Genomic DNA, 23,651 nt, shown 5'->3' with positions numbered 1-23,651 from the left:
GTGGTCGGGTAGGCTGCTCGTTCTCGTGAGAACAGGGGAGAGTCGCTATGCCTGAGTTTCACCTTCAAACTGACGGCGCGGATATCGTCTACGACGTGCGGAACCAGCCGGTCACCGACGGGATCCGGCCGCTCGTGATGATCGGGCAGCCGATGGACGCCAGTGGGTTCAGCGCGCTGGCTGAACGGTTTCCGGAGCGGACGGTGGTCACCTATGACCCGCGCGGGCTCGGCCGTAGTACGCGGTCTGACGGCAGCGTTGAGAATCGGCCTGAGGTGCAGGCTGGGGACGTGCACGCGGTGATCGAGGCGCTTGGTGCGGGGCCGGTTGATTTGTTCGCCAGTAGTGGCGGGGCGGTTACTGCACTGGCGTTGGTCGCGGCTTATCCCGAGGATGTCGTGACGTTGGTGGCGCATGAGCCGCCTGCTATTTCTGCGTTGCCGGACGCTGTGGTCTGCTGCGCGGGCTTGTGATGCGATGACGGAGGTGTATCTGTCCCGGGGGTGGGGGTATGGGATGGCTGCGTTTATCGCGATGACTAGCTGGGTTGGGGAGTTTACCGAGGAGTACTTCGCGTTGCCGGTTGCTGAGCCTGGGCAGTTCGGGTTGCCTGCCGAGGATGACGGGCGGCGGGATGATCCGTTGTTGTCTGAGCGGTCTCGGCCGGTAATTGATTATGTGCCGGATGTTGCGGGGTTGAAGGCTGCGGGGACGCGGGTTGTGGTGGGGGTGGGGGAGGAGACTGGGGATACGTTTACTTCTCGGACTGCTCGGGCTATTGCTGGTCAGTTGGGGTTGGAGGTGGTGATGTTTCCTTCGCATCATGGGGGGTTCTTGGGGGAGGAGAGTGGGTATGCGGGGCGGCCGGGGGAGTTTGCTCGTCGCCTGGCGGCGACATTGCGGGCCGGTGATGGCGTGGGGCACCCCGAAGGTTGAGTGTGACTACGGCGCGGGGGTGCTTGTCAAGGCGGGAAAGATGCCTTGACAAGCACCCCCGCGCCGTGTTTTTGGCTCCGTATCGGGGTTGGGGGTGGGGTGGGTGCCTCGATGGGTGGGTGCATCGGTGACGGGACTGTGCGGGGGTGTCAGAGGGTCGTGAGGGGAACCCTGAGGGAATCTGGGGCTGTGAGGGTTCCCCTCACGGGAGGTGGGGGTGCGCGCATTGCCAAGACCTCTGCCTGCGGGGACAAGGGGGAAGGGGCTCTCGGCTAGCACACTGGGACGCTCGCGGGGCACGAGTCGCCCTGGAGTTGATCGCGGGAGGGCTGGGAATGCCACAGCAAGCGTCGCCGGAGGCTGCTGAAGGGCGGCTTCGCGCTAATGCGCTCGGTACTGGCGGGATCGCGTTCCTGGTGCTCGCCGCCGTCGCGCCGTTGACGGGGATGGTCGTCATCGCGGGGCTCGGGATCGCGCTCGGCAATGGTGGCGGGATGCCTGCGTCGTTCTTGATCGCCGGGATCGTGTTGCTGCTGTTCGGCGTGGGGTACGCGCGGATGAGCCGGTACGTCTCCAACGCGGGCGGGTTCTACGCCTACTTGACTGCTGCGCTGGGGCGGCCGGCTGGGTTGTCGGGGGCGTTTGTCGCGTTGGCGGGATACAACTGTTTCGTCGCGGGCGCGGTGGGGACATCCGGGGCGCTGACGGGCGGCGTGGTCAACCGGGTCTTCCATCTTGACTTGCCTTGGGAGGTGTGGGCGGGGCTCTCCGTGGCGGCGGTGTTTTTGCTGAGCCGGCGCGGGGTTGACGTTTCCGCGAAGGTGCTGGCTGTTTCGCTGATTCTCGAGGTCAGCATTCTGGTCGTGTTCGACGTCGCGGTGCTGGTGCAATCTGGGTATTCGTTCAGTGCGTTGTCGCCTGCGGTGGTGACGTCCGGGTCGATCGGGCTCGGGTTGTTGTTTGCTGCGACGTGTTTTATCGGGTTTGAGGCGACCGCGTTGTTCAGTGAGGAAGCGCGGGATCCGAATAGGTCGGTGCCGCGGGCCACTTATATCGCGGTGATTGCGATTGGGGTGTTCGCGGCGGTTACGTCGCTTGCGCTGGTGAGTGCGATTGGCGTGGAGAACGCGAAATCCGTGGCGCAGGACCATCTTGCGGCTGGCGATCTGCTGCTGTCCACGTCACAGGACGTCCTCGGCACCGTGTTGACCGACGCGATGCAGCTGCTGCTCGTGGTCAGTCTCTTCGCTGCGTTGCTGGCGTTGCACAACTCCGCGAGCCGCTACATTTACGCGCTCGCTCGGGATGGTGTGCTGCCGAAGGCGTTGGGGCGCACGGTTTCCGGTACGCCGCGTAACGCCAGCGCCGCACAGATCGGGTTCGCTACCGTGGTCGCGGCGATTTTCGCGGTGCTGGGGCTGGACCCGGTCGCGTTCCTGACGTCGTCGATGACCGGGTTCGGCACGTTGGCGATTCTGGTGCTGCAGGCGATGGCGTCGATCGCGGTGGTGGTGTTCTTCCGGCAGCGGCGTGATCCGCATTGGTGGAGCACGTTCGTCGCGCCGGGGCTCGGCGGGGCCGGGCTGATCGGGGTGATCGTGCTGGCGGTGCTGAACTTCCCGACGATGGCCGGGTCCGACGCGGCGTGGATCGGGTTGCTGCCGTGGCTGTTGCCGATCCTGATTGTCGCGGGGCTGGCGATGGCCGGTTACCTGCGCAGGCGGCGGCCCGAGACGTATGCGGCGCTCGGGCCGGACGTCCACTGAGCCCGTAAAGGACTCAGCCTTTCGCCTTCGCCCGGTCGTGCGCCCAGCCGGCGAGCAGCATGCCGGCCAGGGTCAGGATCAGCAGCGCGACCAGTTGCCCGCCCCATCCGCCGGGGACCCAGTCGAAGGCTCCCCACAGCTGGCGTGCGTCGTGGTCGAAGAAACTGCGGATCGCGGCCTGTGCGCAGACGACGGTGATCACCATGCCGGCGATCTGCACTGCCGAGTAACCGCCCTTGCTCATCTGCTCTCCTTGAGTTCGTGGTGCCCTCAGTGTGACGGCCGCGCCCGCCGCGGGCATCGGACCTGCGGAGTGAACCGGGGCCGACCAAAAGCCGAGGGTTACGACTTTGGTCTAGGGCACGGGCTGTGCCGCGGGCGGCTGCACGGCGGGGGCGGATCGGCGAAGATGGGCTGGTGATCGTCGCGCAGGCCAAGCTCAAGCCGTGGCAGCAGGGGTGGCGGCTGGTCGTGGCCGCGCTGCTCGGCGTGTTCGCCTGGCTGGCGGTGGCCGCCCAGCTGCCGGAGGGGTCCGACGACCCGCGGATCGGATGGCTGATCTTCGGCGATCCGATTATCGGCCTCGGCTGCCTCGTCGTGTCCCTGTGGCGGCGGAAGTACCCGCTCTCGATCGCGACGGGAGTGGTAATCGTCTCGGCGGTGTCGACGTCCGCCGGGGGTGCCGCGTTGCTCGTGCTCGGGTCGCTCGCGACCCGGCGCCGTCCGCTCGAGACCATGTTCATCGGGTTCGCCTGCGTCGCGACCGCGGCGGTCACCGAAGGGCTCTACCCGCGGGGCAGCGACCCGGACCCGTGGTGGTTGTCCATGTCATTCATCGTGCTGATCACCGGCATCGTCGTCGCGGTCGGGGCGGCGATCGGGGCGCGGCGCGAGGAGTTGCAGTCGCTGCGGGACCGGGCGGAGAGCGCCGAACGCGAGCAGGTCGCGCGGGCGGCGGAGGCGCGGATTCTCGAGCGGCACCGGATCGCGCGCGAGATGCACGACGTCCTCGCGCATCGGGTTTCGCTGGTCGCGATGCAGGCCGGCGTGCTGGGGCATCGCACCGATTTGCCGGCCGCGCAGGTGTCGATGCTGGCCAAGGGGATCGCCGACGGCGCACATCAGGCGCTGGAGGAGTTGCGGGAGGTGCTCGGGGTGCTGCGGGCCAGCCCGGGCGGGCTCGAACCGCCGCAGCCGTCGCTGGCGAATCTGCCCGCGCTGGTCGCCGACGCGCGTGCGCTCGGGGTCAACGTCGAATACACCCCGGATTCCGTTGGCACCCCGCCGGATCTGCTCGCGCGCACGGTTTACCGGATTGTCCAAGAAGGACTGACCAATGCCGGGAAACACGCACCCGGTGCCGAGGTGCGCGTTACCGTCACTGGCGGGGAGGGCGAAGGACTGCGGGTGACCGTGCGGGATTCCGGCGCGGTCCGGGGCGAGGCTCCGCCGCCGTCGGCCGGATTCGGCTTGCTCGGCCTCTCCGAACGGGTGGAGCTGGCAGGTGGTGAACTTGACCATCACGCGGATCCGGACGGCGGGTTCGTGCTGACCGCGTGGCTGCCGTGGCCTGCCCGCGGCGAAGGGAGCGAGTGAGTGGACCGGGTGCGGGTCGTGATCGTCGACGACGATCAGCTGGTGCGGATGTCGTTGCGGCTCATGCTCGACGGCGAGGCCGACCTGGAGGTCGTCGGCGAGGCGGCGGACGGCGACGCCGCGATCACCGAGGTCCGCCGGCTGCGGCCGGACGTCGTGCTGATGGACGTGCGGATGCCCGGACGCGACGGCCTCAGCGCGACCGAGGCGATCCTCAGCTGGCCGGATCCGCCGCGCGTCCTGGTGCTGACCACCTTCGACTCCGACGAGATGGTGCTCGGCGCGCTGCGGGCAGGCGCGCTCGGGTTCGTGCTCAAGGACACCCCGCCGCCGGACATCGTGGCCGCGGTGCGCTCGGTCGCCGACGGGAATCCCGCGCTCTCCCCGGCGGCCACGACCCGGTTGATCACCGCGGCGATGGGGCCGCAGTCGTCGGAGACCCGGCGCGCGGCGCGGGAGACGGCGCGGGCCCGGCTGGCCGCGTTGACCGAACGCGAGCTGGACACCGCGCGGGCGATCGCGGACGGACTGTCGAACGCCGAGGTCGGGGCGCGGCTGCACATCAGCGTGGCGACAGTGAAGGCGCACACGAGCAGCCTGTTCGCGAAGCTGGGTGTGGTGAACCGGGTGCAGATCGCGCTGGTGGTGCGCGACAGCGAGGACTGACCAGAAATCCTCAGTGTCAGACGCTTTTGGCTTAGGTATTCGGAAATAGCCACGCGGTATTCAACGAAATGCGAACGGCGCAAGCTAATTGGCGCGTCGAGAATAACGCTGCTCCAATTTTAGCCTGTTTGTCGCAGTGGACCGCTCTCGCGCTCCGGTACGATCTTGACGCCTCTCCGGACGAACCCCTTCGGGTGCTTTTCTGGAATCAATCCGGAATTCTCTTGTGCGACCCGTGGACGGCCTGCCACACTGCCGCTAGGAGTCCTAACTAGTTGCCAGTGTGGGAGGGGAGCCCGTCGTGCAGGCTGCGGACCCGGTCGCCGCGCTCCGCGGGGTTTCGCTGCGGGTCACCAAACAGCGGATCGCGGTGCTGGAGGTGCTGGGAAGCCGGCCGCACGCCGGGTTCGAGCACATCCGCGACGAGGTCCGCGGCAAGCTCGGTTCCGTTTCCGCGCAAGCGGTGTACGACGTGCTGGCCGCGCTGCTCGCGGCCGGGCTCGTGCGGCGGCTCGAACTGCCCGGCTCGCGCGCCCGGTTCGAACTGCGCACCGACGACCACGACCACGTCGCGTGCCGGGTGTGCGGTGCGGTGGCGGACGTCGAGCGCGTCGACCTGCCGCCCGCCGAGGAAAACGGCTACCGCATCGACGCGGCCGAGGTGACGTATTGGGGCACCTGCCCGTCCTGTCTGTCCGCACCGCCGAGAAAAGAGGAGCAATGACGTTCGCTGACAACACCGACCCGCTGACCACCGCGGCGGGAGCCCCGGTCGCCGACAACCAGAACAGCCTTACCGCGGGTGCGCGCGGCCCGCTCCTGCTCCAGGACCTCTGGCTGGTGGAGAAGCTCGCGCACTTCGACCGCGAGGTCATCCCGGAACGGCGCATGCACGCCAAGGGGTCCGGTGCTTTCGGCAAGTTCACCGTCACCCACGACATCAGCCGCTACACGAAGGCCGCGCTGTTCAGCAAGGTCGGCAACGAGGTCGAGACGTTCGCGCGGTTCTCCACCGTCGCCGGGGAACGCGGCGCGGCGGACGCCGAACGCGACATCCGCGGGTTCGCCGTCCGCTTCTACACCTCGCAGGGCAACTGGGACGTGGTCGGCAACAACACGCCGGTCTTCTTCCACCGGGACCCGCTGAAGTTCCCCGACCTGAACCACGCGGTGAAGCGCGACCCGCGGACGAACCTGCGCAGCCCGGAGAACAACTGGGGCTTCTGGACGAACCTGCCCGAGGCGCTGCACCAGGTCACCATCGTCATGAGCGACCGCGGCATCCCGAAGAGCTACCGGCACATGCACGGCTTCGGCTCGCACACGTTCAGCTTCATCAACGCCGAGGGCGAGCGGCACTGGGTCAAGTTCCACTTCCGCACGAAGCAGGGCATCGAAAACCTCACCGACGCGGAGGCGACCGAACTCATCGGCCAGGACCGCGAATCGCACCAGCGCGACCTGTACGAGGCGATCGAACAGGGTGACTATCCTAAGTGGACGCTGTACGTGCAGGTGATGCCAGAGGCGGACGCGGCGACCTACCGGTTCCACCCGTTCGACCTCACGAAGGTGTGGAGCAAGAAGGACTATCCGCTCATCGAGGTCGGCGAGCTGGAGCTGAACCGCAACCCGGAGAACTACTTCGCCGACGTCGAGCAGGCCGCGTTCACCCCGGCCAACCTGGTGCCGGGCATCTCGGTCAGCCCGGACAAGATGTTGCAGGGCAGGCTGTTCTCCTACGGCGACGCGACCCGCTACCGGCTCGGCGTGAACCACCACCAGATCCCGGTCAACTGCCCGCGCGCGGCCGCGCTGGTGAACAGCTACCACCGCGACGGCGCGATGCGCGTGGACGGCAACCAGGGCGGGGTGCCGGGCGTGCAGCCGAACACCTACGGCCGGTGGGCGGAGCAGCCGCAGTACGCCGAGCCCGCGGAGGCGGCGGGCGCGGTCGCGGACCGGTTCGACTTCCGCGAGGACGACGACAACTACTTCGAGCAGCCGGGCAACCTGTTCCGGCTGATGACCGAGGACGAGCGGCAGCGGCTCTTCGAGAACACGGCGCGGGCGATCAAGGGCGCGCGCAAGGAGACGGTCGAGCTGCACATCGAGAACTGCGGCAAGGCAGACCCGGCTTACGGCGCTGGGGTGCGGAAGGCGTGCGAGGAGATCGGCGCGTTGTGACGCTGGCTTAAGGCCCGTGAAGGACCCCTTGAAGGAATCAGATTCCCTCAAGGGGTCCTTCACGGACGTCAGGCGGTCGCTTGCTCGTGTTCGGGGCAGTCGGTGCGCAAGTCGGTCAGCGGCAACGGTTGCCGCAGGAGATGGCAGTGGTGGGGCGCACGCGGATCTGGGTGTGCGTCCGGGCTGAAGAACCGGCACGTCGTGCACACCCTGGCCACGCTGATCGCCCCGGTGGCCTGCAGGTCCGCGATCACCCGCAGCAGCGTGTGCAGCGTCGTGGCCCGGTCCGCCTCCGGACGGGCGGCCAGCGAGCGCACCAGCTGCTCGTCCCAGCCGGACAGTTCGGCGGCGACCTCGTGGCCGCGGTCAGTGAGGGTGAGCAGGCGGCGGCGTCCGTCCGAGCCCGGTGAGCGGGTGAGGAGCCCCTTGCGCTCCAGCGCGCTGACCGCGTCGGACATCGTCGGGGTGGTCACGTCGAAGGCGGCGGCCAGCGCGTTCACCTCGCGCCGGGCCGCGGGCTGGTGGGCCAGCGACAGCACCGCTTGCTGCTGCAGCGGCGAAAGGCCCTGCGTGCGGGCGCTGTGCTGGGCCAGTGAGCGGAGGCCGTTCCCGAGCCGCTCGATGGCGTCGGCCAGCCGTCGGTCGAGGCTGGGTTCGTGCTCGGGCATGCGCACCGCCTCGCGGCTAGGACTCCTTCCGATCCATGGTAGTCGACGGCACGGAAGAAGGCCGGGACGCAGCTGGTCCCGGCCCCCTCCCTCGCCAGGTGGCTCAGACGAGTTTCTGCGCCTCGAGCAGCGCGTCCCGCAGGATCTGCTCCATTTCGTCGAACTCCGCCTGCCCCGCGATCAGCGGCGGCGCGAACTGGACGACCACGTCGCCCCGGTCGTCCGGGCGGCAGTAGAGGCCGCGGTCGAACAGCGCGCCGGGCAGGAAGCCGCGGACGAGGCGTTCCCGTTCCTCGGCGTTGAACGTCTCCCTGGTCGCCTTGTCCTTGACCAGTTCCACCGCCCAGAAGTAGCCGTCGCCGCGGACGTCGCCGACGATCGGCAGGTCCAGCAGCTTGCCCAGGGTCGCCTCGAAAGCGTCCTGGTTGTCGAGTACGCGCTGGTTGAGGCCCTCCCGCTCCATCAGGTCGAGGTTCGCGAGCGCGACCGCGGCCGACACCGGGTGCCCGCCGAAGGTGTAGCCGTGCGGGAAGCCGACTCCTCGGGCGAGGAACGGCTCCATCACCCGGTCCGACGCGATCAGCGCGGCGATCGGGCTGTAGCCGGAGCTGAGGCCCTTGGCGCAGGTCAGCAGGTCCGGCTGGAGGCCGAACTTCTCGCTGGCGAACGTCGTGCCGTGCCTGCCGAACGCGCAGATTACCTCGTCGGCGACCAGGAGCACGTCGTGCCGGTCGCAGATTTCCCGCACCCGCTCGAAGTACCCGGGCGGCGGGGTGAGGCAGCCGCCGGAGTTCTGCACCGGTTCGAGCACGACGGCGGCGACCGTGTCCGCGCCCTCGAACAGGATCGCCTCCTCGATCCGGTCCGCTGCCCAGCGGCCGAACGCTTCGAGGTCGCCGGCGAACTCCGGATGCCGGTACAGGTTGGTGTTCGGCACGCGGAAGCCGCCCGGCGCGAGCGGTTCGAAGTCCTTCTTCATCGCGGGCAGGCCGGTGATCGCGAGCGCGCCGTGCGGGGTGCCGTGGTAGGCCACCGCGCGGCTGATCACCTTGTGCTTGCCGGGTTTTCCGGTCAGCTTGAAGTACTGCTTCGCGACCTTCCACGCGGACTCGACGGCCTCGCCGCCGCCGGTGGTGAAGAAGACCCGGTTGAGGTCGCCGGGCGCGAGGTGGGCGAGCCGTTCGGCCAGTTCCGCGGCGGGTTTCGTGGCATAGCCCCAAATCGGGAAGTACGCCAGCTCGTTCGCCTGCCGTGCGGCGACCTCCACGAGTTCCCGGCGGCCGTGCCCGGCCTGCACGACGAAGAGCCCGGCCAGCCCGTCGAGGATCCGGCGGCCGCGGTCGTCCCACACGTGCACGCCCTCGCCGCGGGTGATCACCGGGACCGGCGAGTCCTGGTAGTTCCCCATGCGGGAGAAGTGCATCCAGAGATGCCGGGCCGCTGCTGACTGAGTGTCCATCGCTGATCCCCTCTCAGACGTTCTGCGGGAAGCCGAGGTCGAGTCCGCCCTGCTCAGGGCCCGGCCAGCGGGTGGTGACGACCTTGGCGCGGGTGAAGAAGTGCACGCCCTCGCCGCCGTGCGCGTGCGTGTCGCCGAACAGCGAGTTCTTCCGGCCGCCGAACGAGTGGTAGGCCACCGGGACCGGCACCGGGACGTTCACGCCGACCATGCCCGCCTCGACGTCGGCGGAGAACCGGCGGGCGGCGCCGCCGTCGTTGGTGAAGATCGCCGCGCCGTTGCCGTACGGTCCGGCGTTGATCAGCTCGATCGCGTCGGCGAAGGTCTCCACGCGCACCACGGAAAGCACCGGGCCGAAGATCTCGTCGGTGTAGATCGGCATGTCCGGGCGGACGTGGTCGAACACCGTCGGGCCGACGAAGAAGCCCTCGCCGTCCGCGTCGAACTCGCCTTCGCGGCCGTCCAGCACGAGGGTCGCGCCTGCCTCGGCACCGGCGGCGATGTAGCCGGACACCCGGTCCTTCGCGGCGGCGGTCACCAGCGGGCCCATGTCGCACGAGCGGGTGCCGTCGCCGGTGACCAGCGTCTTCGCGCGGTCAGCGATTCGCGGGACCAGCGCGTCGGCGACGTCGCCCACCGCGACCACCACGGACACCGCCATGCAGCGTTCGCCCGCGGACCCGAAACCCGCGCTGACGGCTTGGTCGGCGACCAGGTCGAGGTCGGCGTCAGGCAGCACCACCATGTGGTTCTTCGCGCCGCCGAGCGCTTGGACGCGCTTGCCGTTCGCGGTGCCGGTTTCGTAGACGTACTGCGCGATCGGCGTCGAGCCGACGAACGAGACCGCCTCGATGTCCGGGCTGTGCAGCAGCGCGTCGACCGCGGTTTTGTTGCCGTGCAACACGTTGAACACGCCCTCGGGCAGACCCGCTTCACGCCACAGTTCGGCCAGCCAGTTCGCGGCGGTCGGCACCTTCTCCGACGGCTTCAGCACCACGGTGTTCCCGGCCGCGATCGCGATCGGGAAGAACCACATCGGGACCATGGCGGGGAAGTTGAACGGCGAGATGATCGCGACCGGGCCAAGCGGCTCGCGCAGCGAGGTGACGTCGATGTCGGTCGACGCGTTGGCCGTCGCCGCGCCCTTGAGCAGCTGCGGGATCCCGCAGGCGAATTCGACGACCTCCAGACCGCGCGCGACCTCGCCCGCCGCGTCGGACAGCACCTTGCCGTGTTCGGCGGTGATGATCTTCGCGAGTTCGGGCGCCCGTGCGTCGAGCAGTTCGCGGAACCGGAACAGCACCCGGCTGCGCTTCGCCAGGGAAGTCTTGCGCCAGGCGGGAAACGCGGCCTTCGCGGCGGCGATCGCGGCCTCGGCGTCCGCGGCCGAGCCGAGCGGCACGCGTGCGGTGACCTTTCCGGTCGCCGGGTTCGTGACGTCCCCGTAGCCGTCCGGCGTGCCTGCTGTTTCACCGCCGGCGATCCACTGGGACAGCGTCGGCACGGAATCGCTCATCGAGCCACCTTTCTCCTGGTATTCGCCCTCTGAGGGTCCCTGCCGGACGGGTCGCGGGTAACCGACGAAGCGTCGGTTTGCGGGGTCCTCGCTTTACAGATCGTCGGGTTATCCTGACGTCGTGCACCTGAGCTTGCGAGACGTCCTCGAGCTGCCCGTGATGGCCGCCGGGGCTCCGGTCGTGCGCTCGGCGGCGGACGCGGTCGACGTGCCGGTGCGGTCGGTGCACGTGAGCGAGCTGAGCGACGTCGCCGGGACGCTGACCAGCGACGTTCTGGTGCTCTCGATCGGCAGGGCATTCACCGAGCCGGGTTTCGACGCGGTGGCCTACGTGCGGTCGTTGCGCGACGCCGGTGCGATCGGGCTGGTCGTGGAGCCGGGCCAGCATCTGAAAGCGTTGCCGGACGCGTTGGTGCAGGCCGCGCGCGCCGCCCGGTTTCCGCTGGTGGAGCTGCGCAGCACGGTCCGCTTCATCGAGGTGACCGAGATCGTGCACGCGCGGATCGTCAACGCGCACTACGAGCGGTTGCGGCTGGCCGAGCGCGCGCACGAGGCGTTCAGCACGGTCGGTTCGGCGTCGCAGTCGCAGGATGCGGTCCTCGCGCACGCGGCGGACTTGATCGGGCTGCCGGTGGTGCTGGAGGACCGGACGCATCGGGCGCTCGCGTTCGCCGGGGTCGGTTCGGCGGAGGCGCTGCTGCGTGATTGGCCGGCCCGGTCGCGCCGGGTGCCGTTCTCCGCCGCGACCGAGGTGGGCGGTCCGGAGAGCTGGATGTGCACGCCGGTCGGGCCGCCGCGCGAACGCTGGGGCCGGCTGGTCGTGCCCGCGCGGTCGGCGGAGCAACCGGCGGCGTGGATGGTGCTCGAACGCGCGGCGGAGGCGCTGACCGTCGGGAAGCTGCTGGAACGCTCACCGCTGTCGGTGGAGATCGAGGCGCAGGGCGATTTGCTGCGGGACCTGCTGCACGGCGCGGACGAGGGTTCGGTCCGCGCGCGAGCCCGGGCGCTGGGGTTGGCTTCGGCGGCGTACTACGCGGTGCTGGTGTGCCGTCCGGCGCGGGCCGGGCAGGAGCGGGCGTTGCTGGACGCGGTGCTGACCAGCGACGGGATCGGCGGCGTGCTGGCGGAAGGCCGGGTCGCGGCGGTGTTCCCGTGTTCCTCGGTGGCGGCGGAGAAGACGCTGCTGGAGCGGGTGGTCGCCGGTGTCCCGACAGGCTTGGCGGCGGCTTTCGGCGCGGCCGGTCCGGTTCGGCGGCTCGGGGAACTACCGGCGGCGCTGCAGGAGGCGGTGCACGTCGCGGACGTCGAATCGCCTGGCGCGCCTGGACTTCGGCGGGCTGGCGACTTGGGCGTGCGCGGGTTGTTGTGGTGGCTGCGGGAACATCCGCGGCTGCACGAGTTCACCGAGGCGCAGCTGCGGCCGTTGCTGACGCTGCCGGAACCGCGCGCCAGCCGGGCGTTCGCGACGTTGCGGGCGTTTGTCGAGTCGGGTTATTCGATGACGGAGTTCGCGAAGGCGTTGAACCTCAGCCGTCCGGCGGTGTATTCGCGGCTGGCGACGATCGAGCGGGTGCTCGGGGTTGATCTGTCCAATCCGGACACTCGGCTTTCGTTGCATCTGGCGGTTTTGGCGCATGGGCACCGTGATTCAGCTGCCGGCTCCCCAGCGCAGTGAGAGCCGGTCGGCGGCGCGTTCGGTGCTGATGTGCATCATGCTGCCGAGGATGGTCGCGCGGTCGATGACGACGAGGGTGCCGTCTGGGGTGCTGGTGGTGCGTTCGCTGACCAGAACCGGGGTGCCGACGGGTTCGTCGAGGAGGCGGGCGAGTTTGTCGTCGAGAGTGTCCGGGCGGATGGTTTCCGCGGCCCGATCCACCGTTACGTCCAGTTCGGACAGTGCGGTGTAGAGCGAGACTGTGGTGAAATCGGTGTCCCGCAAGCGTTCCCCGTGCGGGGGAGCGACCCAGGACACCTGATGGATCACCCGGCGGCCGCCGAACTCGCGTACCCGTTCCAGGCGCAGGCCGGAATCGGTGGCCCGCGCCTGCAGCCGGGCCGCGACGCGAGCGGGCAGCCGTCGTACTGCCTGGCTGACGACCTCGGTGCGCACGACGTAACCCTGATCGCGCAGGTCCTCGGTGAAGCTGCGCAGCGAGCCCAGCTGGTACGAGGCCGGCGTTGGCGCCACGAAGGTGCCGCGGCCGGGTTGTTGCACGATCAGGGCTTCGTCGCTGAGTTCGCGCAGCGCCTGGCGGAGCGTCATGAGCGTGACGCCGTAGGACGCGCTGAGTTCCCGTTGCGGTGGCAAGGCCTCGCCGGGCGCGTACTCCCCGGCGCGGATCTTCGCGGCGAGATCCGCGGCGATCGCTCGGTATCGGGCCATGCGCGTCCGTTCTGGTCCGGTTCGGGTAGACCAGCGGATTCTAGTCCAGTGCGGCTCGCAGCGTTGCGACGTACTCGCCGACCTCCGCCGGACCGGCACCGTCGAGCACGCGCCGCATGATGGCCGCGCCCACGATCACGCCGTCGGCCACCCGGGCGGCCTCGGCGGCGTGTGCCGGTTGGGAGATGCCGAAGCCGATCAGGATGGGCAGGTCGGTGGTGCCCTTCAGCCGGGTGGCCAGTTCGATCGCGGAGGCCGGGAGGTGGTCGCGTTCGCCGGTGGTGCTCATGGACGAGACGGCGTAAACGAAACCTTGGCTCTGCGCGGCGATCTCGCGTGCGCGGTCGGCAGGCGTCGCGGGGGAGACCAGCAGCGCCAACTCGATCCCCGACTGCTCGATCGCGGGGACTTCCTCCAGCGGAAGATCCGGCACGATCAAGCCGTCGACTCCGGTGTCCTTCAGCTGGGCGCAGAAACCCTTGCGGACCGCCAAGTTGGCATACGTGCTCACGATGATCGGAACGTCCACTGTGGTCTCTTTTAGTGCATTAAGGACACTCAGTGGCGTTGTTCCGCGGGCGAGCGCGACGTTGGACGCTTCCTGGATGGTGACGCCGTCCAAGGTCGGGTCGGAGAACGGGATACCGACTTCGATCGCGTCCGCGCCCGCAGCGACCAGCGCCGGGAGGTAATCAGTCCAATTCGGACTGATTCCGCCCGTGAGGTACGGCATCAGGATCTTGCGGCCGGTTTTCATGCGGTGGCCTCCTCGGAACGGGCGATGAGCGTGGCGATGTCCTTGTCGCCACGGCCGGAAAGGGTGAGCAGGACCGTCGAACCGGCTGGAAGATCCGCCGTACCAGCGGCTTCGGCTACCCAAGCGAGTGCGTGCGCGGATTCGAGCGCCGGAATGATTCCTTCCGTGCGAGCCAATTGCGCGGCCGCGGCGACCGCTGCTTCGTCATTGACCGCGACATACCGAGCCCGGCCCAGATCCCGCAGATAGGCGTGTTCCGGTCCGACGCCGGGGTAGTCCAGCCCAGCCGCGATCGAATGCGCTTCCCGGATCTGCCCGTGCTCGTCCTGCAGGAACAACGACTGCGAACCGTGCAACACGCCAGCCTGGCCGAACGTCGCGCCGGATCCGCCGATCGCCTCCACGCCGACCAGCCGCGCGCCGGTGTCGGCGAATCCCGCGAAAGTGCCCGCCGCATTGGACCCGCCGCCGACGCACGCGACGACGAAATCGGGCACCGCCGCGTACTGTTCGCGGGCTTCCTCGCCGATCACGCGCTGGAATTCCCGCACCATCCACGGATACGGATGCGGCCCGACGACCGAGCCGAGGCAATAGTGCGCCTCCTCGGTCGCGCTGACCCAGTGCCGCATCGCCTCGCTGGTCGCGTCCTTGAGCGTCCGGCTGCCGCTGCGGACCGGGACGACCTCCGCGCCGAGGTAGCGCATGCGAAACACGTTGTGCGACTGGCGTTCGACGTCCTGTTCGCCCATGAACACGGTGACCGGCAGGTCGAGCAACGCGCCCGCGGTGGCCGTCGCGACGCCGTGCATCCCGGCCCCGGTCTCGGCGATCAGCCGCTGTTTGCCCATCCGCCGCGCGAGCAGCGCCTGGCCGACCGCGTTGTTGATCTTGTGTGATCCGGTGTGCGTGAGGTCTTCCCGCTTCAGCGCGACGGTCACGCCGAGTTCGGCGGACAGCCTCTCGGCGGGGGTCAACGGCGTGGGCCTGCCGACGTGCCGGGCGAGCATCGTCCGGAGCTGCTCGCGGAAACCGGGGTCGGCCCAGGCGTCCTCGAACGCGTCCGCGACTTCGAGGCAGGCGGGCACCAGCGATTCCGGCACCCAGCGCCCGCCGTACTCCCCGAAGCGTCCTTCCTGGGTCGGGGTGCGCATGAGCATCTCCTTAGAGTTCTATAACTGTCCCCACTGTTATAGAACTCCTGGCGGCGGAGCGCAAGCTCGTCAGCGCTGCCGCAGGATCTCGACGCCGTCGCCGGTCAGGTCGTCGAGGGCCCGGTCATCGCCATGATCAGCGCGAGCGTCGGACCGGACACGAGGGGTCCCGAGCCGCCGGAAAAGTCACTGTCGGTCGCGGCGAGCGCGAGGCCGCGGACGCGCCCTTTGGCGAGGACGACGAGGTCGGAGCCGAGGTAGTACCGGGCCACCGCGGTGAGCGTTTCGATCGGATAGTCGTGGCGGATTCCGAGCGGACGGCGGATGTCCTCGCCGTGCACGACCGTCTCGCCGAGCATCGCGACGACCGGCAGCGGCGGCTTGATCGTGCTCCCGATGACCCGACGGAAGCGGGCCAACGTGTCGGCGGAGTCGTCGCCAAGGTGCTCGGCCAGCCGCATCGCGACCTGCCGGTCGAAGTCGAACCGGCAGCGGAGCACGCCCGCCATCCAGCGCAACGGGGTGAGCGATGCCGCTGCGGTGAGATGCGCCAGCACTTCCCGGACGGAGAGCCCGTCGCAGAGCGAAGGCGTGCTCCATAGCGCGTCGGAGAGGGTGGCGAGGTCTTCTGCCAGCGCGGCGCGTTCGGTGTGGATCTGTGGCCAGGTCATTCCGGTTCTCCTCGGTATTCGTTCTCAGGTGAGACCGGCTGGGTGCGGCAGAATCGTCGGTCATGGGGGAACTTTCTTCAGAAGCCGAGTTCACCCGTGCGGTGGCACCCTTGCGTGCGGAACTGCGTGCGCACTGTTACCGCATGCTCGGCTCGATCCACGACGCCGACGACGCAGTGCAGGAGGCACTGCTGCGGGCATGGCGCGGGCTGTCCGGGTTCGAGGGCCGCAGCGCACTGCGCACCTGGCTGTACACGGTCGCCACGCGCACCTGTCTCGACCTCATCGACCAGCGCGGCCGTCGGGCGCTGCCGATCGACTTGGGTCCGTCGAGCGAGCAGGTAGTGCTCGACTCGGCTCCGCGCACCGACGTGGCCTGGCTAGGCCCGTATCCCGATCAACCGGCGGGCAGCTACGAACAGCGCGAGGCGGTCGAACTCGCTTTCGTCGCCGCGTGCCGTCACCTGCCCGGCAATCAGCGGGCGGCGCTGCTGCTGTTCGACGTCCTCGGATTCTCCGCCGCCGAGATCGCCACGATGATGGAAACGTCGGTGACCTCGGTGAACTCCGCCCTGGCCCGCGCCCGCCGGACCGTCTCGGCGCACGTCCCGGCCCGCACGCAACAGCAGACCCTCCGGGCCCTCGACGACGCCCGGCTCCACGAACTGGTCACCGGTTTCGCCACCGCCCTCGCCGAAGGCGACGTCGACAGCCTGGTGAACCTGCTGACCGAGGACGTCACCTGGTCGATGCCGCCGCTGCCGCAGTGGTACCGCGGCCGGGAGGCCGTGACCGAGTTCGCCTTCGAGGTCCCGATGACGCGTTGCCCGAGTTGGCGCTACCGGCTGACGAGCGCGAACGCTCAGCCGGCGGTGGCGTTCTATCTCGGCGGTTCGGCGACCCTCCCGCACGAGGCATGGTCCATCACCGTGCTGACCCTGCGCGACGACCGGATCAGCGACCTCACGTCGTTCCTCGGCGCGGAACACTTCCCGCCCTTCGGACTCCCCGCCTCGGTCACGCCTTAGGCGCGGCCCGCACGTGCGCGCGCTGTCCCTGCCGTCCGATCAAGCACAGATACTCGACCGGTTCCGCCGTCGCCGCGTCGAACCAGTGCGGTACCCGGGTGTCGAATTCCGCTGCCTCGCCGGGGGAAAGCGTCATGTCGTGCTCGCCGAGCACCAGCCTTAACCGTCCATTGAGGACATAGGTCCACTCGTAGCCCTCGTGCGTTTTGGGATCGGGTTCCTGCTTTTCGCGTTGTCCCGGCAGGATGAACTTGTACGCCTGAATCCCGCCCGGGCGGCGCGTCAACGGCAGGATCGTCACGCCGTCGCCGCAGCTGATCGGGCGGAGGTGGATGCGCGGATCGCCGGTTTGTGGGGCATCGACCAGTTCGTCGAGGGTCACGCCGTGCGCGCGGGCCAGCGGCAGGAGCTGTTCGAGGGTGGGCCGCCGGTTGCCGGACTCGAGCCGGGACAGCGTGCTGGTCGCGATGCCGGTTCGCGCGGACAGTTCGGCCAGCGTCATTTCCCGCTTCCGGCGCAGCTCACGCAGCCGGGGGCCGACTGCGTCCAGGGCGCGTTCGTCGTTCATCCCTCGAGTTTGACACATTGGCAACATTCCTTGCCAGGCTCGCCGGACGGTTCGCAAGGTGGAGGGAGGAACCAGGAAAGGAACCGCTGTGCAGCACGCATTCGATCAGTCCTATTGGGACGAGCACTGGGCCGCGGCCGCCGGGCATGCGCGGCTCGGGCCGCATCCGCAGTTGGTCATGGAGGCGGGGAAACTCACGCCAGGGCGGGCGCTGGACGCTGGCTGCGGGGAGGGTACGGAGGCGGTCTGGCTGGCCGAAAACGGCTGGCGGGTGACGGCGGTCGACCTGTCGGAGGAGGTGCTGCGGCACGCGCGCGAGCGGTCGAGCGCGGTGGAGTGGGTGTGCGCTGACCTGCTGGAATGGACTCCGTCGGGGCAGTTCGATCTGGTCGCCACTCACTACGTGCACGCGGCGGGCCCGTTGTTCGAGCGGCTCGCGGAGTGGGTCGCGCCGGGTGGCACGTTGCTGGTGGTCGGGCATTCGCACGGTGAGCTGCATCCGCCCGAATCGACGATCACTGTCGAGGATGTTGGGCTGGACGCGGGGCAGTGGGAGATCACTCTCGCCGAAAGCCGCACGCGCGAGGTGCCCGGCGGGGAATTGCACGACACGATTCTCAGCGCTCGCAAGGTTTCTTCGCCCAGCGCGTAATCGGTGGCGGCGCAGGCCGGTTCGGCGGTGCAATGGTGGAGTGGCCGCCTACGACGAGATCGCGGATTGGTACGAGGAGGAGTTTCTTCGCGCCCAGCCGGTGAATCCTGGCACCGGCGCGTTGCGTGAGCTGCTTGGCACCGGCAGCGGCGTGTGCCTGGAAATCGGATGCGGCACCGGCGTGCACGCGGACGCGGTGCGCGAGCTGGGCTGGACTCCGCTCGGCGTCGACCTGTCCAGCGGGATGTTGCGGCACGCTCGCGGCCGGCTGCCGATCGCGCAGGCGGACGCCGAGCGGTTGCCGGTGCGGGACAACAGCGTCGAAGCGGTCGTCTCGGTGCTGGTGCACACCGATATGCCCGCGTATTTCCCCGTGCTGCGCGAGGCGTCCAGGGTGCTGCGGCCGGGCGGGGTGTTCGTGCACGTCGGGGTCCATCCGTGTTTCTGCGGCGGGTTCGCCGATCGCAGCGATCCGGCCGCGGTGGTCGTCCGGCCTGGGTATCTCGACGGGCACTGGACCAAGGAATCGTGGACGGACCAGGGGATTCGCGACAAGCTCGGGGCCACGCACTGGCCGTTGCCGCAGCTGCTGAACGCGTTCCTCGACGCTGGTCTCGTTCCGGACCGGTTCGCCGAATCCGGGACTCCGCTGCCGATCGTGCTGGCCGTTCGGGCCCGCGCGTGATCTGCGGTAAATTCGGATGCGCGGCGTCGACCGGGTCTCTACCCTGATGATCGTGATACAGCACCAGTTCTACCTCTGAGGGTTTCCGCCTCCACCGGTACCGCGCGCGTTCGCGGCACCGGCCCTCGTCCTTGCTGTTCATCACGTTTCTTCGGAGGCATTTCCCTCATGTCATCTCCGCTTTCGCCTGCGCTCGTTCGCACGGCGCACGTCCGCCTGTCCGACGTCCACGTCAGTTTCGGCGGCCGCCCGGTGCTCGCCGGGGTCGATCTGGTCGCGGCGGCCGGGGACCGGGTCGCCATCGTCGGCGAGAACGGGCGCGGCAAAACCACCCTGCTTCGCGTCCTCGCCGGTGCTCAGCCGGTCGATCGGGGCGAGGTCGTCCGCGCGGGCACGATCGGCGTCGCCGACCAGCAGATTCCCTTGGGCGACAAGGAAACCGTCGGCGACCTGATTGATCTCGAGCTGGCCGCCGTACGCACCGCGCTGGCCAGTTTGGAAGCCGCGACCACCGCACTCGCCGAAGGTCAGCCCGGTGCGGACGACGCGTTCGCCGCCGCGCTAGCGGACGCCGAAGCGCTCGACGCGTGGGACGCGGACCGGCGCGTCGAGGTATCGCTGGCCGCGCTCAACGCCGTCGACGATCGAAGCCGGCCGCTCGGCACGCTGTCGGTCGGACAACGGCATCGGGTCCGGTTGGCGTGCCTGCTTGGCGCGGGACATTCCGTGCTGCTGCTGGACGAACCGACCAACCACCTCGACGCGTCCGGCCTCGCGCACCTCACCGAGCGGCTGCGCGCGTACCCGGGCGTGGTCGTCCTGGTGAGCCACGATCGCGCGTTGCTCGCCGACGTCGCCACGACCGTGGTCGACCTCGACCCGTCGAGCGACGGCCGCCCGCGCGGTTACGGCGACGGCTATGCGGCGTACGTCGAGGCGCGGCAAGCCGAACGGGCCCGCTGGGAGGCGCTGCACGCCGAGCAACTCGCCGAACGGCAGCGGCTGGCGGACGACCTTTCCGCCGCACAGAACCGATTGCGCGACAACTGGCGTCCGGACAAGGGCCACGGCAAGCACACGCGTGCGACGCGTGCGCCCGGTTTGGTCCGAGCCGTCCACCGTCGGCAGGAGGATTTGCGCGCGCATGTGGTGGCCGTCCCGCCGCCGCCCGCGCGGTTCGTCATGCCGGAATTGCCGCAGCACCAGGGAACCGTCGCGCTGCGGGCGGCCGGGGTGACCGTCGCCGGACGGCTGGACCACCCGGTCGACCTGACCCTCGGCGGCGCGGACCGGCTCGTCGTCACCGGCCCGAACGGAGCGGGAAAGTCGACGCTTCTGACGGTGCTGGCCGGGACGCTGGCACCGACTGCGGGCACGGTCACGCGGGCCCGTTCGGTGCGGATCGGCTGGCTGGGCCAGGAATCCGACCTCCCCGCCCGGCGCACCGCCGCCGAGCTGCTGGAGCAACGATTCCCCGGCTCGTCCGACCCCGGCCTGCTCAGCGGCTATGACCGGCACCGCCCGATCGCCGAGCTGTCGACCGGAGCCCGGCGACGGCTGGATCTCGCGCTGGTCCTGGCCGCGCGCCCGCAGGTCCTGCTGCTGGACGAGCCGACGAACCACCTGTCCGCAACGCTGGTCGACGAGCTGACCGCTGCCCTCCACTCGACGCCCGCCGCAGTGGTGGTAGCCACGCACGACCGACAGTTGTTGCGCGACACGGCTTCCTGGCCAAGGTTGGCGCTCTGACCCGGGCCGCACCCGATGTGACGCACCGGACGTCGCATCGGGTGCGGCGGCAACAACCGCGAAACATCCGGACGGCAGCCTGGACCCATGCAGATCGACCGAGCCGACTTCGCGGACCCGCAACTCCAGCGCTTCCTCCAAGCGCACCTGGACGACCTCGCCCCGACCGCCCCGGCGGAGAGTCAGCATGCCCTCGATCTGACCGCGCTCCAGCGTCCCGACGTCCGGCTCTGGACCGTCCATGACGACGGGCACATCGTCGGCACCGCGGCCCTGGCGGCACTGGAACCCCGGCACGAGGAACTGAAAAGCATGCGCACCGACCCCGCCCGGCGCGGGCAAGGCATCGCCCGTTCCCTGCTGGACTACCTGCTCCAGGACGCCAAAGACCGCGGCATCGAACGCATCTCCCTGGAGACGGGCAGTATGGAGTTCTTCGCTCCGGCCCGCGCTTTGTACGCCCGGGCGGGCTTTACGCCGTGCGCTCCGTTCGGCAGCTACCGGGACGATCCGAACAGCACTTACCTGTCTCGCCGCATCTGACCGTCACAGATTTCGCGCGGCCGGTGTCCATCCGCTGACACACCCAAAAGCGGAGGAGGACAGCATGACGACAATGGTGCTCGGCGCGGGATACGCCGGGGTCATGGCCGCGAATCGGCTCGCCGGGCGGGGTGAAGAGGTGGTGCTGGTCACCCCGGAGCCGTGGTTCGTCGAACGCATCCGGCTGCACCGTGTGGCACCCGGCCTCCGCGAAAACGCCCGGCTCGATCTCAAGACCGTGCTGAACCCCGCCGTCGAGGTCATCGAAGGCACCGCAACGCGGATCGGCGATGCCAAGGTCCAGCTCGCCTCCGGCGAGAATCTGCCTTACGACACCCTGCTCTACGCGGTCGGATCCGGGGCCAGCGCGCACAACGGCAGCTACCGGATCGTCTCCGAGCGCGAGACCGAACGGCTCCGAGACGCGCTCGCCGAAGCACCACAAGCGCCCGTCACGATCGTCGGCGCGGGCCTGACCGGCGTCGAACTCGCCGGTGCGCTCCGCGAGGCGGGCCGCGAGGTCAAGCTCATCACCACCACCCCGGGCCGTCGCGCGATCCAGGCGCATCTGCGGTTCCTCGCCAAACAGGGGGTCGAGGTCGAGATCGCCCGCGTCGATCCGGCCGAGATCGAGGGGATCGTGGTGGACACCACCGGGTTCACCGTGCCGAGCCTCGCCGCCGATTCGGAGCTGCCGGTCGACGAGTCCGGCCGCTTGCTGGTCGACGAGCGGCTCACCGTGCCGGGGCATCCGAACATCCTCGGCGCGGGCGACGCGGTGCACAGCTCGTACCGCGCCGCGTGCGCGACCGCGTTGCCGATGGGGGCGCACGCCGCCGACGTCATCACCGAACGTCGCCAAGGCCGGGCCGGGAAACCGTTCCGGATGGGATACGTGCTCCAGTGCACCGACCTCGGCGGCGGACGCGGGCGGGTCCAGTTCCTGCATCCGGACGACACCGAACGCGCGCTCGCGATCGACGGGCGGGCAGGCGGGCTGATCAAGGAGACGATCTGCCGGATGACCGTGCGATGGCTGACCCAGGAGCGGGACCGAGCGGGCCGCTACTCGTGGCCGGCCGGCGCCTAGAGTTGGTCACCATGGATCACGGCGACGTCTTCACCGCGCATCGTTCGACGATGCTCGCCGCCGCCTTCCACATCACCGGATCGCGGTACGACGCGGAGGATGTCGTGCAGGACGCGTGGGAAACCTGGTCCCGCGTGGATCTTGACACCGTCCGCACCCCGCACGCGTTTCTGTCGGTGATGGTGTCGCGGCTGGCGCTCAACGCGGTCCGCGCGCAGCGGCGCCGGCGGGAGAACTACCCCGGTCCCTGGCTGCCGGAGCCGGTGGTCGAGGGGGATTCGCCGGAGTGGGAGGTGCTGCATCGCGACGGCCTCGGCCAGGCGCTGGACTTCGTGCTGAGCACGTTGACCCCGGAACAGGCAGCCGCGTACGTGCTGCGAAAGGTGCTCGACGTCGACTACGCGTCCGTCGCCGAGGTACTGGAGACCACGCCCGCGGCGGCCCGCCAGCTCGTCTCGCGCGCGCAACGGGCGGTGACCTCGGCGATCGGCGATTCCTTGCCAGATCAGGGAAATCGCGACGCCGAGGCACTGGCGACGCTCGCCGAAGCGGTGCTGTCCGGCGAGATCGGCAAGGTGGCCGCGCTGATCGCGCCGGACGCGGTCCTGTACTCCGACGGCGGCGGCAAGGTGCTGGCCGCCCGTAAACCGGTGTTCGGCCCCGAGCGGATCGCGCAGTTCCTCATCGGAATCTCCACGATGGAGGAGGTGACGATCGTGCCGGCGATCATCAACGGCGGGGCCGGCGCGGTCTTCCTGCAGGACGGCAAGGCAACGACCACCGTCACCCTGCGCGCTGGCGCGGCGGGCGTGTCGACGCTGTGCTTCGTGCGCAACCCCGACAAGCTGGCCGGAGTCACGCTCCCTTAGCCGCCGAGATCCCGTCGTACATCATCCGCCGCACCGCCTCGCTCAGCCGGCGCTGCTCGTCGGGATCCGGATTGCGCAGCGAGGCGATCGCCGACGCCAGGATCATCCCGTTGATCGCCCGCGCGCTGTTCTCGATGTCGAGATCCGCGCGCAGGTACCCGAGTTCGACGCCATGCGACAGATACGCCGCGGTCAGTTCCGTGGCCAGCTCGAAGAAGTCCAGCACCCGCGCCGCCATCGCTTTGTCGATTCCGGCCGCCTCGAACAGCAGCAGCCGCGGCACGCGCGGGTCCTCGCCGAAGATCTGCGCCAGCGCGTCGCCGATGCGGGCGGTCTGCTCGCGGTAGGCGTCCAAAGTGGACACCGCGTCCGGCGCGTTCTCCGCGGTGAGCGCGGTGACGATGCGGGCGACCAAGTCGTCGATGACGTGGTCGACGATGTCGCGCTTGTTCTCGAAGTAGCGGTAGAACGTGCCGTGCCCGATGCCGAGCTTCGTGGCGATGTCGGAGATGCCGGTGGCGTGGTAGCCGAGGTCGGCGAAGCAATCGAACGCCGCGTCGATGATCTCGCGGCGTAGTTCCTGCTTCTTACGCTCGGCGCGGGTGATGCGGGGGCTCTCCTGGGCTGTCACGCACTGCAGTGTATTGCCAACCTCCGAGAAGTGACATACCGTTCCGTTACTGACAGGTAATTCCGGATGAGAGGTCG

24 protein-coding genes are annotated in these 23,651 nt (G+C 69.3%); 14 read left to right on the top strand and 10 right to left on the bottom strand.

Annotation, left to right across the window (positions count from 1 at the left end; all coding sequences use genetic code 11):
* The first annotated feature begins 47 nt into the window (after nt 1-47).
* Both RPX00_RS04735 and RPX00_RS04730 read left to right on the top strand, forming a co-directional pair.
* A complete protein-coding gene (locus RPX00_RS04735; RefSeq protein ID WP_406637821.1) occupies nt 48-473 on the top strand; it encodes an alpha/beta fold hydrolase in 426 nt (141 codons plus the stop codon).
* A 798-nt stretch (nt 474-1,271) separates the two neighbouring features.
* Nucleotides 1,272-2,702 carry an APC family permease gene (locus RPX00_RS04730; protein ID WP_406637819.1) on the top strand — a complete coding sequence of 477 codons (1,431 nt, stop codon included), beginning with the start codon at nt 1,272-1,274 and terminating at the stop codon, nt 2,700-2,702.
* Nucleotides 2,703-2,715: 13 nt separating this feature from the next.
* Here the strand turns inward: RPX00_RS04730 and RPX00_RS04725 are convergent, their stop codons facing one another.
* Nucleotides 2,716-2,946: a hypothetical protein gene (locus RPX00_RS04725; protein WP_406637817.1), complete on the bottom strand. Its 231-nt coding sequence runs from the start codon at nt 2,944-2,946 to the stop codon at nt 2,716-2,718.
* A gap of 173 nt (nt 2,947-3,119) precedes the next feature.
* On the opposite strand from RPX00_RS04725, the gene RPX00_RS04720 reads away from it, so the two are divergent.
* From RPX00_RS04720 to RPX00_RS04705, 4 genes are all read left to right on the top strand, one after another.
* Nucleotides 3,120-4,298: a sensor histidine kinase gene (locus RPX00_RS04720; RefSeq protein ID WP_406637815.1), complete on the top strand. Its 1,179-nt coding sequence runs from the start codon at nt 3,120-3,122 to the stop codon at nt 4,296-4,298.
* Entirely contained in the window at nt 4,299-4,964 is a 666-nt protein-coding gene (locus tag RPX00_RS04715) for a response regulator (protein ID WP_406637813.1), read from the top strand. It abuts the gene before it with no gap.
* A 301-nt stretch (nt 4,965-5,265) separates the two neighbouring features.
* On the top strand, nt 5,266-5,688 hold the full coding sequence (locus RPX00_RS04710) for a Fur family transcriptional regulator (protein WP_406637811.1): 423 nt from the start codon (nt 5,266-5,268) through the stop codon (nt 5,686-5,688).
* Nucleotides 5,685-7,151: a catalase gene (locus tag RPX00_RS04705; RefSeq protein ID WP_406637809.1), complete on the top strand. Its 1,467-nt coding sequence runs from the start codon at nt 5,685-5,687 to the stop codon at nt 7,149-7,151. Before RPX00_RS04710 ends, RPX00_RS04705 begins: the two co-directional genes overlap by 4 nt.
* Before the next feature lie 68 nt (nt 7,152-7,219).
* On the opposite strand, the gene RPX00_RS04700 is transcribed toward RPX00_RS04705, so the two are convergent.
* The 3 genes from RPX00_RS04700 to RPX00_RS04690 form a co-directional block, all read right to left on the bottom strand.
* Nucleotides 7,220-7,819 (bottom strand): MarR family winged helix-turn-helix transcriptional regulator, encoded by a 600-nt coding sequence (locus RPX00_RS04700; protein WP_406637807.1) that lies wholly within the window; start codon nt 7,817-7,819, stop codon nt 7,220-7,222.
* Between the two features lie 103 nt (nt 7,820-7,922).
* Complete coding sequence (locus RPX00_RS04695; protein WP_406637805.1) at nt 7,923-9,278, bottom strand: aspartate aminotransferase family protein; 1,356 nt, start codon at nt 9,276-9,278, stop codon at nt 7,923-7,925.
* Between the two features lie 13 nt (nt 9,279-9,291).
* Nucleotides 9,292-10,794, bottom strand: coding sequence for a CoA-acylating methylmalonate-semialdehyde dehydrogenase (locus tag RPX00_RS04690; protein WP_406637803.1), 1,503 nt, complete (start codon nt 10,792-10,794; stop codon nt 9,292-9,294).
* A 121-nt stretch (nt 10,795-10,915) separates the two neighbouring features.
* On the opposite strand from RPX00_RS04690, the gene RPX00_RS04685 reads away from it, so the two are divergent.
* Nucleotides 10,916-12,469 carry a PucR family transcriptional regulator gene (locus RPX00_RS04685; RefSeq protein ID WP_406637801.1) on the top strand — a complete coding sequence of 518 codons (1,554 nt, stop codon included), beginning with the start codon at nt 10,916-10,918 and terminating at the stop codon, nt 12,467-12,469.
* Here the strand turns inward: RPX00_RS04685 and RPX00_RS04680 are convergent.
* The 4 genes from RPX00_RS04680 to RPX00_RS04665 all read right to left on the bottom strand — a co-directional run bounded on the left by RPX00_RS04680 (nt 12,443) and on the right by RPX00_RS04665 (nt 15,759).
* Complete coding sequence (locus RPX00_RS04680) at nt 12,443-13,177, bottom strand: GntR family transcriptional regulator (RefSeq protein ID WP_406637799.1); 735 nt, start codon at nt 13,175-13,177, stop codon at nt 12,443-12,445. The two genes, RPX00_RS04685 and RPX00_RS04680, sit on opposite strands and share 27 nt — an antisense overlap.
* 40 nt (nt 13,178-13,217) lie before the next feature.
* Nucleotides 13,218-13,934: a tryptophan synthase subunit alpha gene (trpA, locus tag RPX00_RS04675; RefSeq protein ID WP_406637797.1), complete on the bottom strand. Its 717-nt coding sequence runs from the start codon at nt 13,932-13,934 to the stop codon at nt 13,218-13,220.
* On the bottom strand, nt 13,931-15,088 hold the full coding sequence (gene trpB / locus RPX00_RS04670) for a tryptophan synthase subunit beta (RefSeq protein WP_406637795.1): 1,158 nt from the start codon (nt 15,086-15,088) through the stop codon (nt 13,931-13,933). The genes trpA and trpB overlap by 4 nt, the downstream gene beginning before the upstream one ends.
* A 104-nt stretch (nt 15,089-15,192) precedes the next feature.
* Nucleotides 15,193-15,759: a maleylpyruvate isomerase family mycothiol-dependent enzyme gene (locus RPX00_RS04665; RefSeq protein WP_406637793.1), complete on the bottom strand. Its 567-nt coding sequence runs from the start codon at nt 15,757-15,759 to the stop codon at nt 15,193-15,195.
* A gap of 62 nt (nt 15,760-15,821) precedes the next feature.
* On the opposite strand from RPX00_RS04665, the gene RPX00_RS04660 reads away from it, so the two are divergent.
* Nucleotides 15,822-16,787 carry a sigma-70 family RNA polymerase sigma factor gene (locus RPX00_RS04660; protein WP_406637791.1) on the top strand — a complete coding sequence of 322 codons (966 nt, stop codon included), beginning with the start codon at nt 15,822-15,824 and terminating at the stop codon, nt 16,785-16,787.
* Here RPX00_RS04660 and RPX00_RS04655 read toward each other — a convergent pair.
* A complete protein-coding gene (locus RPX00_RS04655) occupies nt 16,777-17,355 on the bottom strand; it encodes an XRE family transcriptional regulator (protein WP_406637789.1) in 579 nt (192 codons plus the stop codon). The genes RPX00_RS04660 and RPX00_RS04655 overlap by 11 nt on opposite strands.
* Before the next feature lie 88 nt (nt 17,356-17,443).
* On the opposite strand from RPX00_RS04655, the gene RPX00_RS04650 reads away from it, so the two are divergent.
* The 6 genes from RPX00_RS04650 (at nt 17,444) to RPX00_RS04625 (ending at nt 22,943) form a co-directional block, all read left to right on the top strand.
* A complete protein-coding gene (locus tag RPX00_RS04650; protein ID WP_406637787.1) occupies nt 17,444-18,007 on the top strand; it encodes a class I SAM-dependent methyltransferase in 564 nt (187 codons plus the stop codon).
* A gap of 40 nt (nt 18,008-18,047) precedes the next feature.
* Complete coding sequence (locus tag RPX00_RS04645; protein ID WP_406637785.1) at nt 18,048-18,692, top strand: class I SAM-dependent methyltransferase; 645 nt, start codon at nt 18,048-18,050, stop codon at nt 18,690-18,692.
* A 168-nt stretch (nt 18,693-18,860) separates the two neighbouring features.
* Nucleotides 18,861-20,441: an ABC-F family ATP-binding cassette domain-containing protein gene (locus tag RPX00_RS04640; protein ID WP_406637783.1), complete on the top strand. Its 1,581-nt coding sequence runs from the start codon at nt 18,861-18,863 to the stop codon at nt 20,439-20,441.
* An 87-nt stretch (nt 20,442-20,528) separates the two neighbouring features.
* Nucleotides 20,529-20,984, top strand: coding sequence for a GNAT family N-acetyltransferase (locus RPX00_RS04635; protein WP_406637781.1), 456 nt, complete (start codon nt 20,529-20,531; stop codon nt 20,982-20,984).
* Nucleotides 20,985-21,048: 64 nt separating this feature from the next.
* Nucleotides 21,049-22,074, top strand: coding sequence for an NAD(P)/FAD-dependent oxidoreductase (locus RPX00_RS04630; RefSeq protein WP_406637779.1), 1,026 nt, complete (start codon nt 21,049-21,051; stop codon nt 22,072-22,074).
* Nucleotides 22,075-22,085: 11 nt separating this feature from the next.
* On the top strand, nt 22,086-22,943 hold the full coding sequence (locus tag RPX00_RS04625; protein WP_406637777.1) for a sigma factor: 858 nt from the start codon (nt 22,086-22,088) through the stop codon (nt 22,941-22,943).
* Here RPX00_RS04625 and RPX00_RS04620 read toward each other — a convergent pair.
* Nucleotides 22,930-23,574 (bottom strand): TetR/AcrR family transcriptional regulator, encoded by a 645-nt coding sequence (locus RPX00_RS04620; RefSeq protein WP_406637775.1) that lies wholly within the window; start codon nt 23,572-23,574, stop codon nt 22,930-22,932. The two genes, RPX00_RS04625 and RPX00_RS04620, sit on opposite strands and share 14 nt — an antisense overlap.
* Between the last annotated feature and the right edge of the window lie 77 nt (nt 23,575-23,651).

This window comes from Amycolatopsis sp. WGS_07, assembly GCF_045278895.1.
Classification (GTDB): domain Bacteria; phylum Actinomycetota; class Actinomycetes; order Mycobacteriales; family Pseudonocardiaceae; genus Amycolatopsis.
The sequence above is the reverse complement of the archived record's forward strand: the minus strand, read 5'-3'. Positions and strand labels throughout refer to the sequence as shown.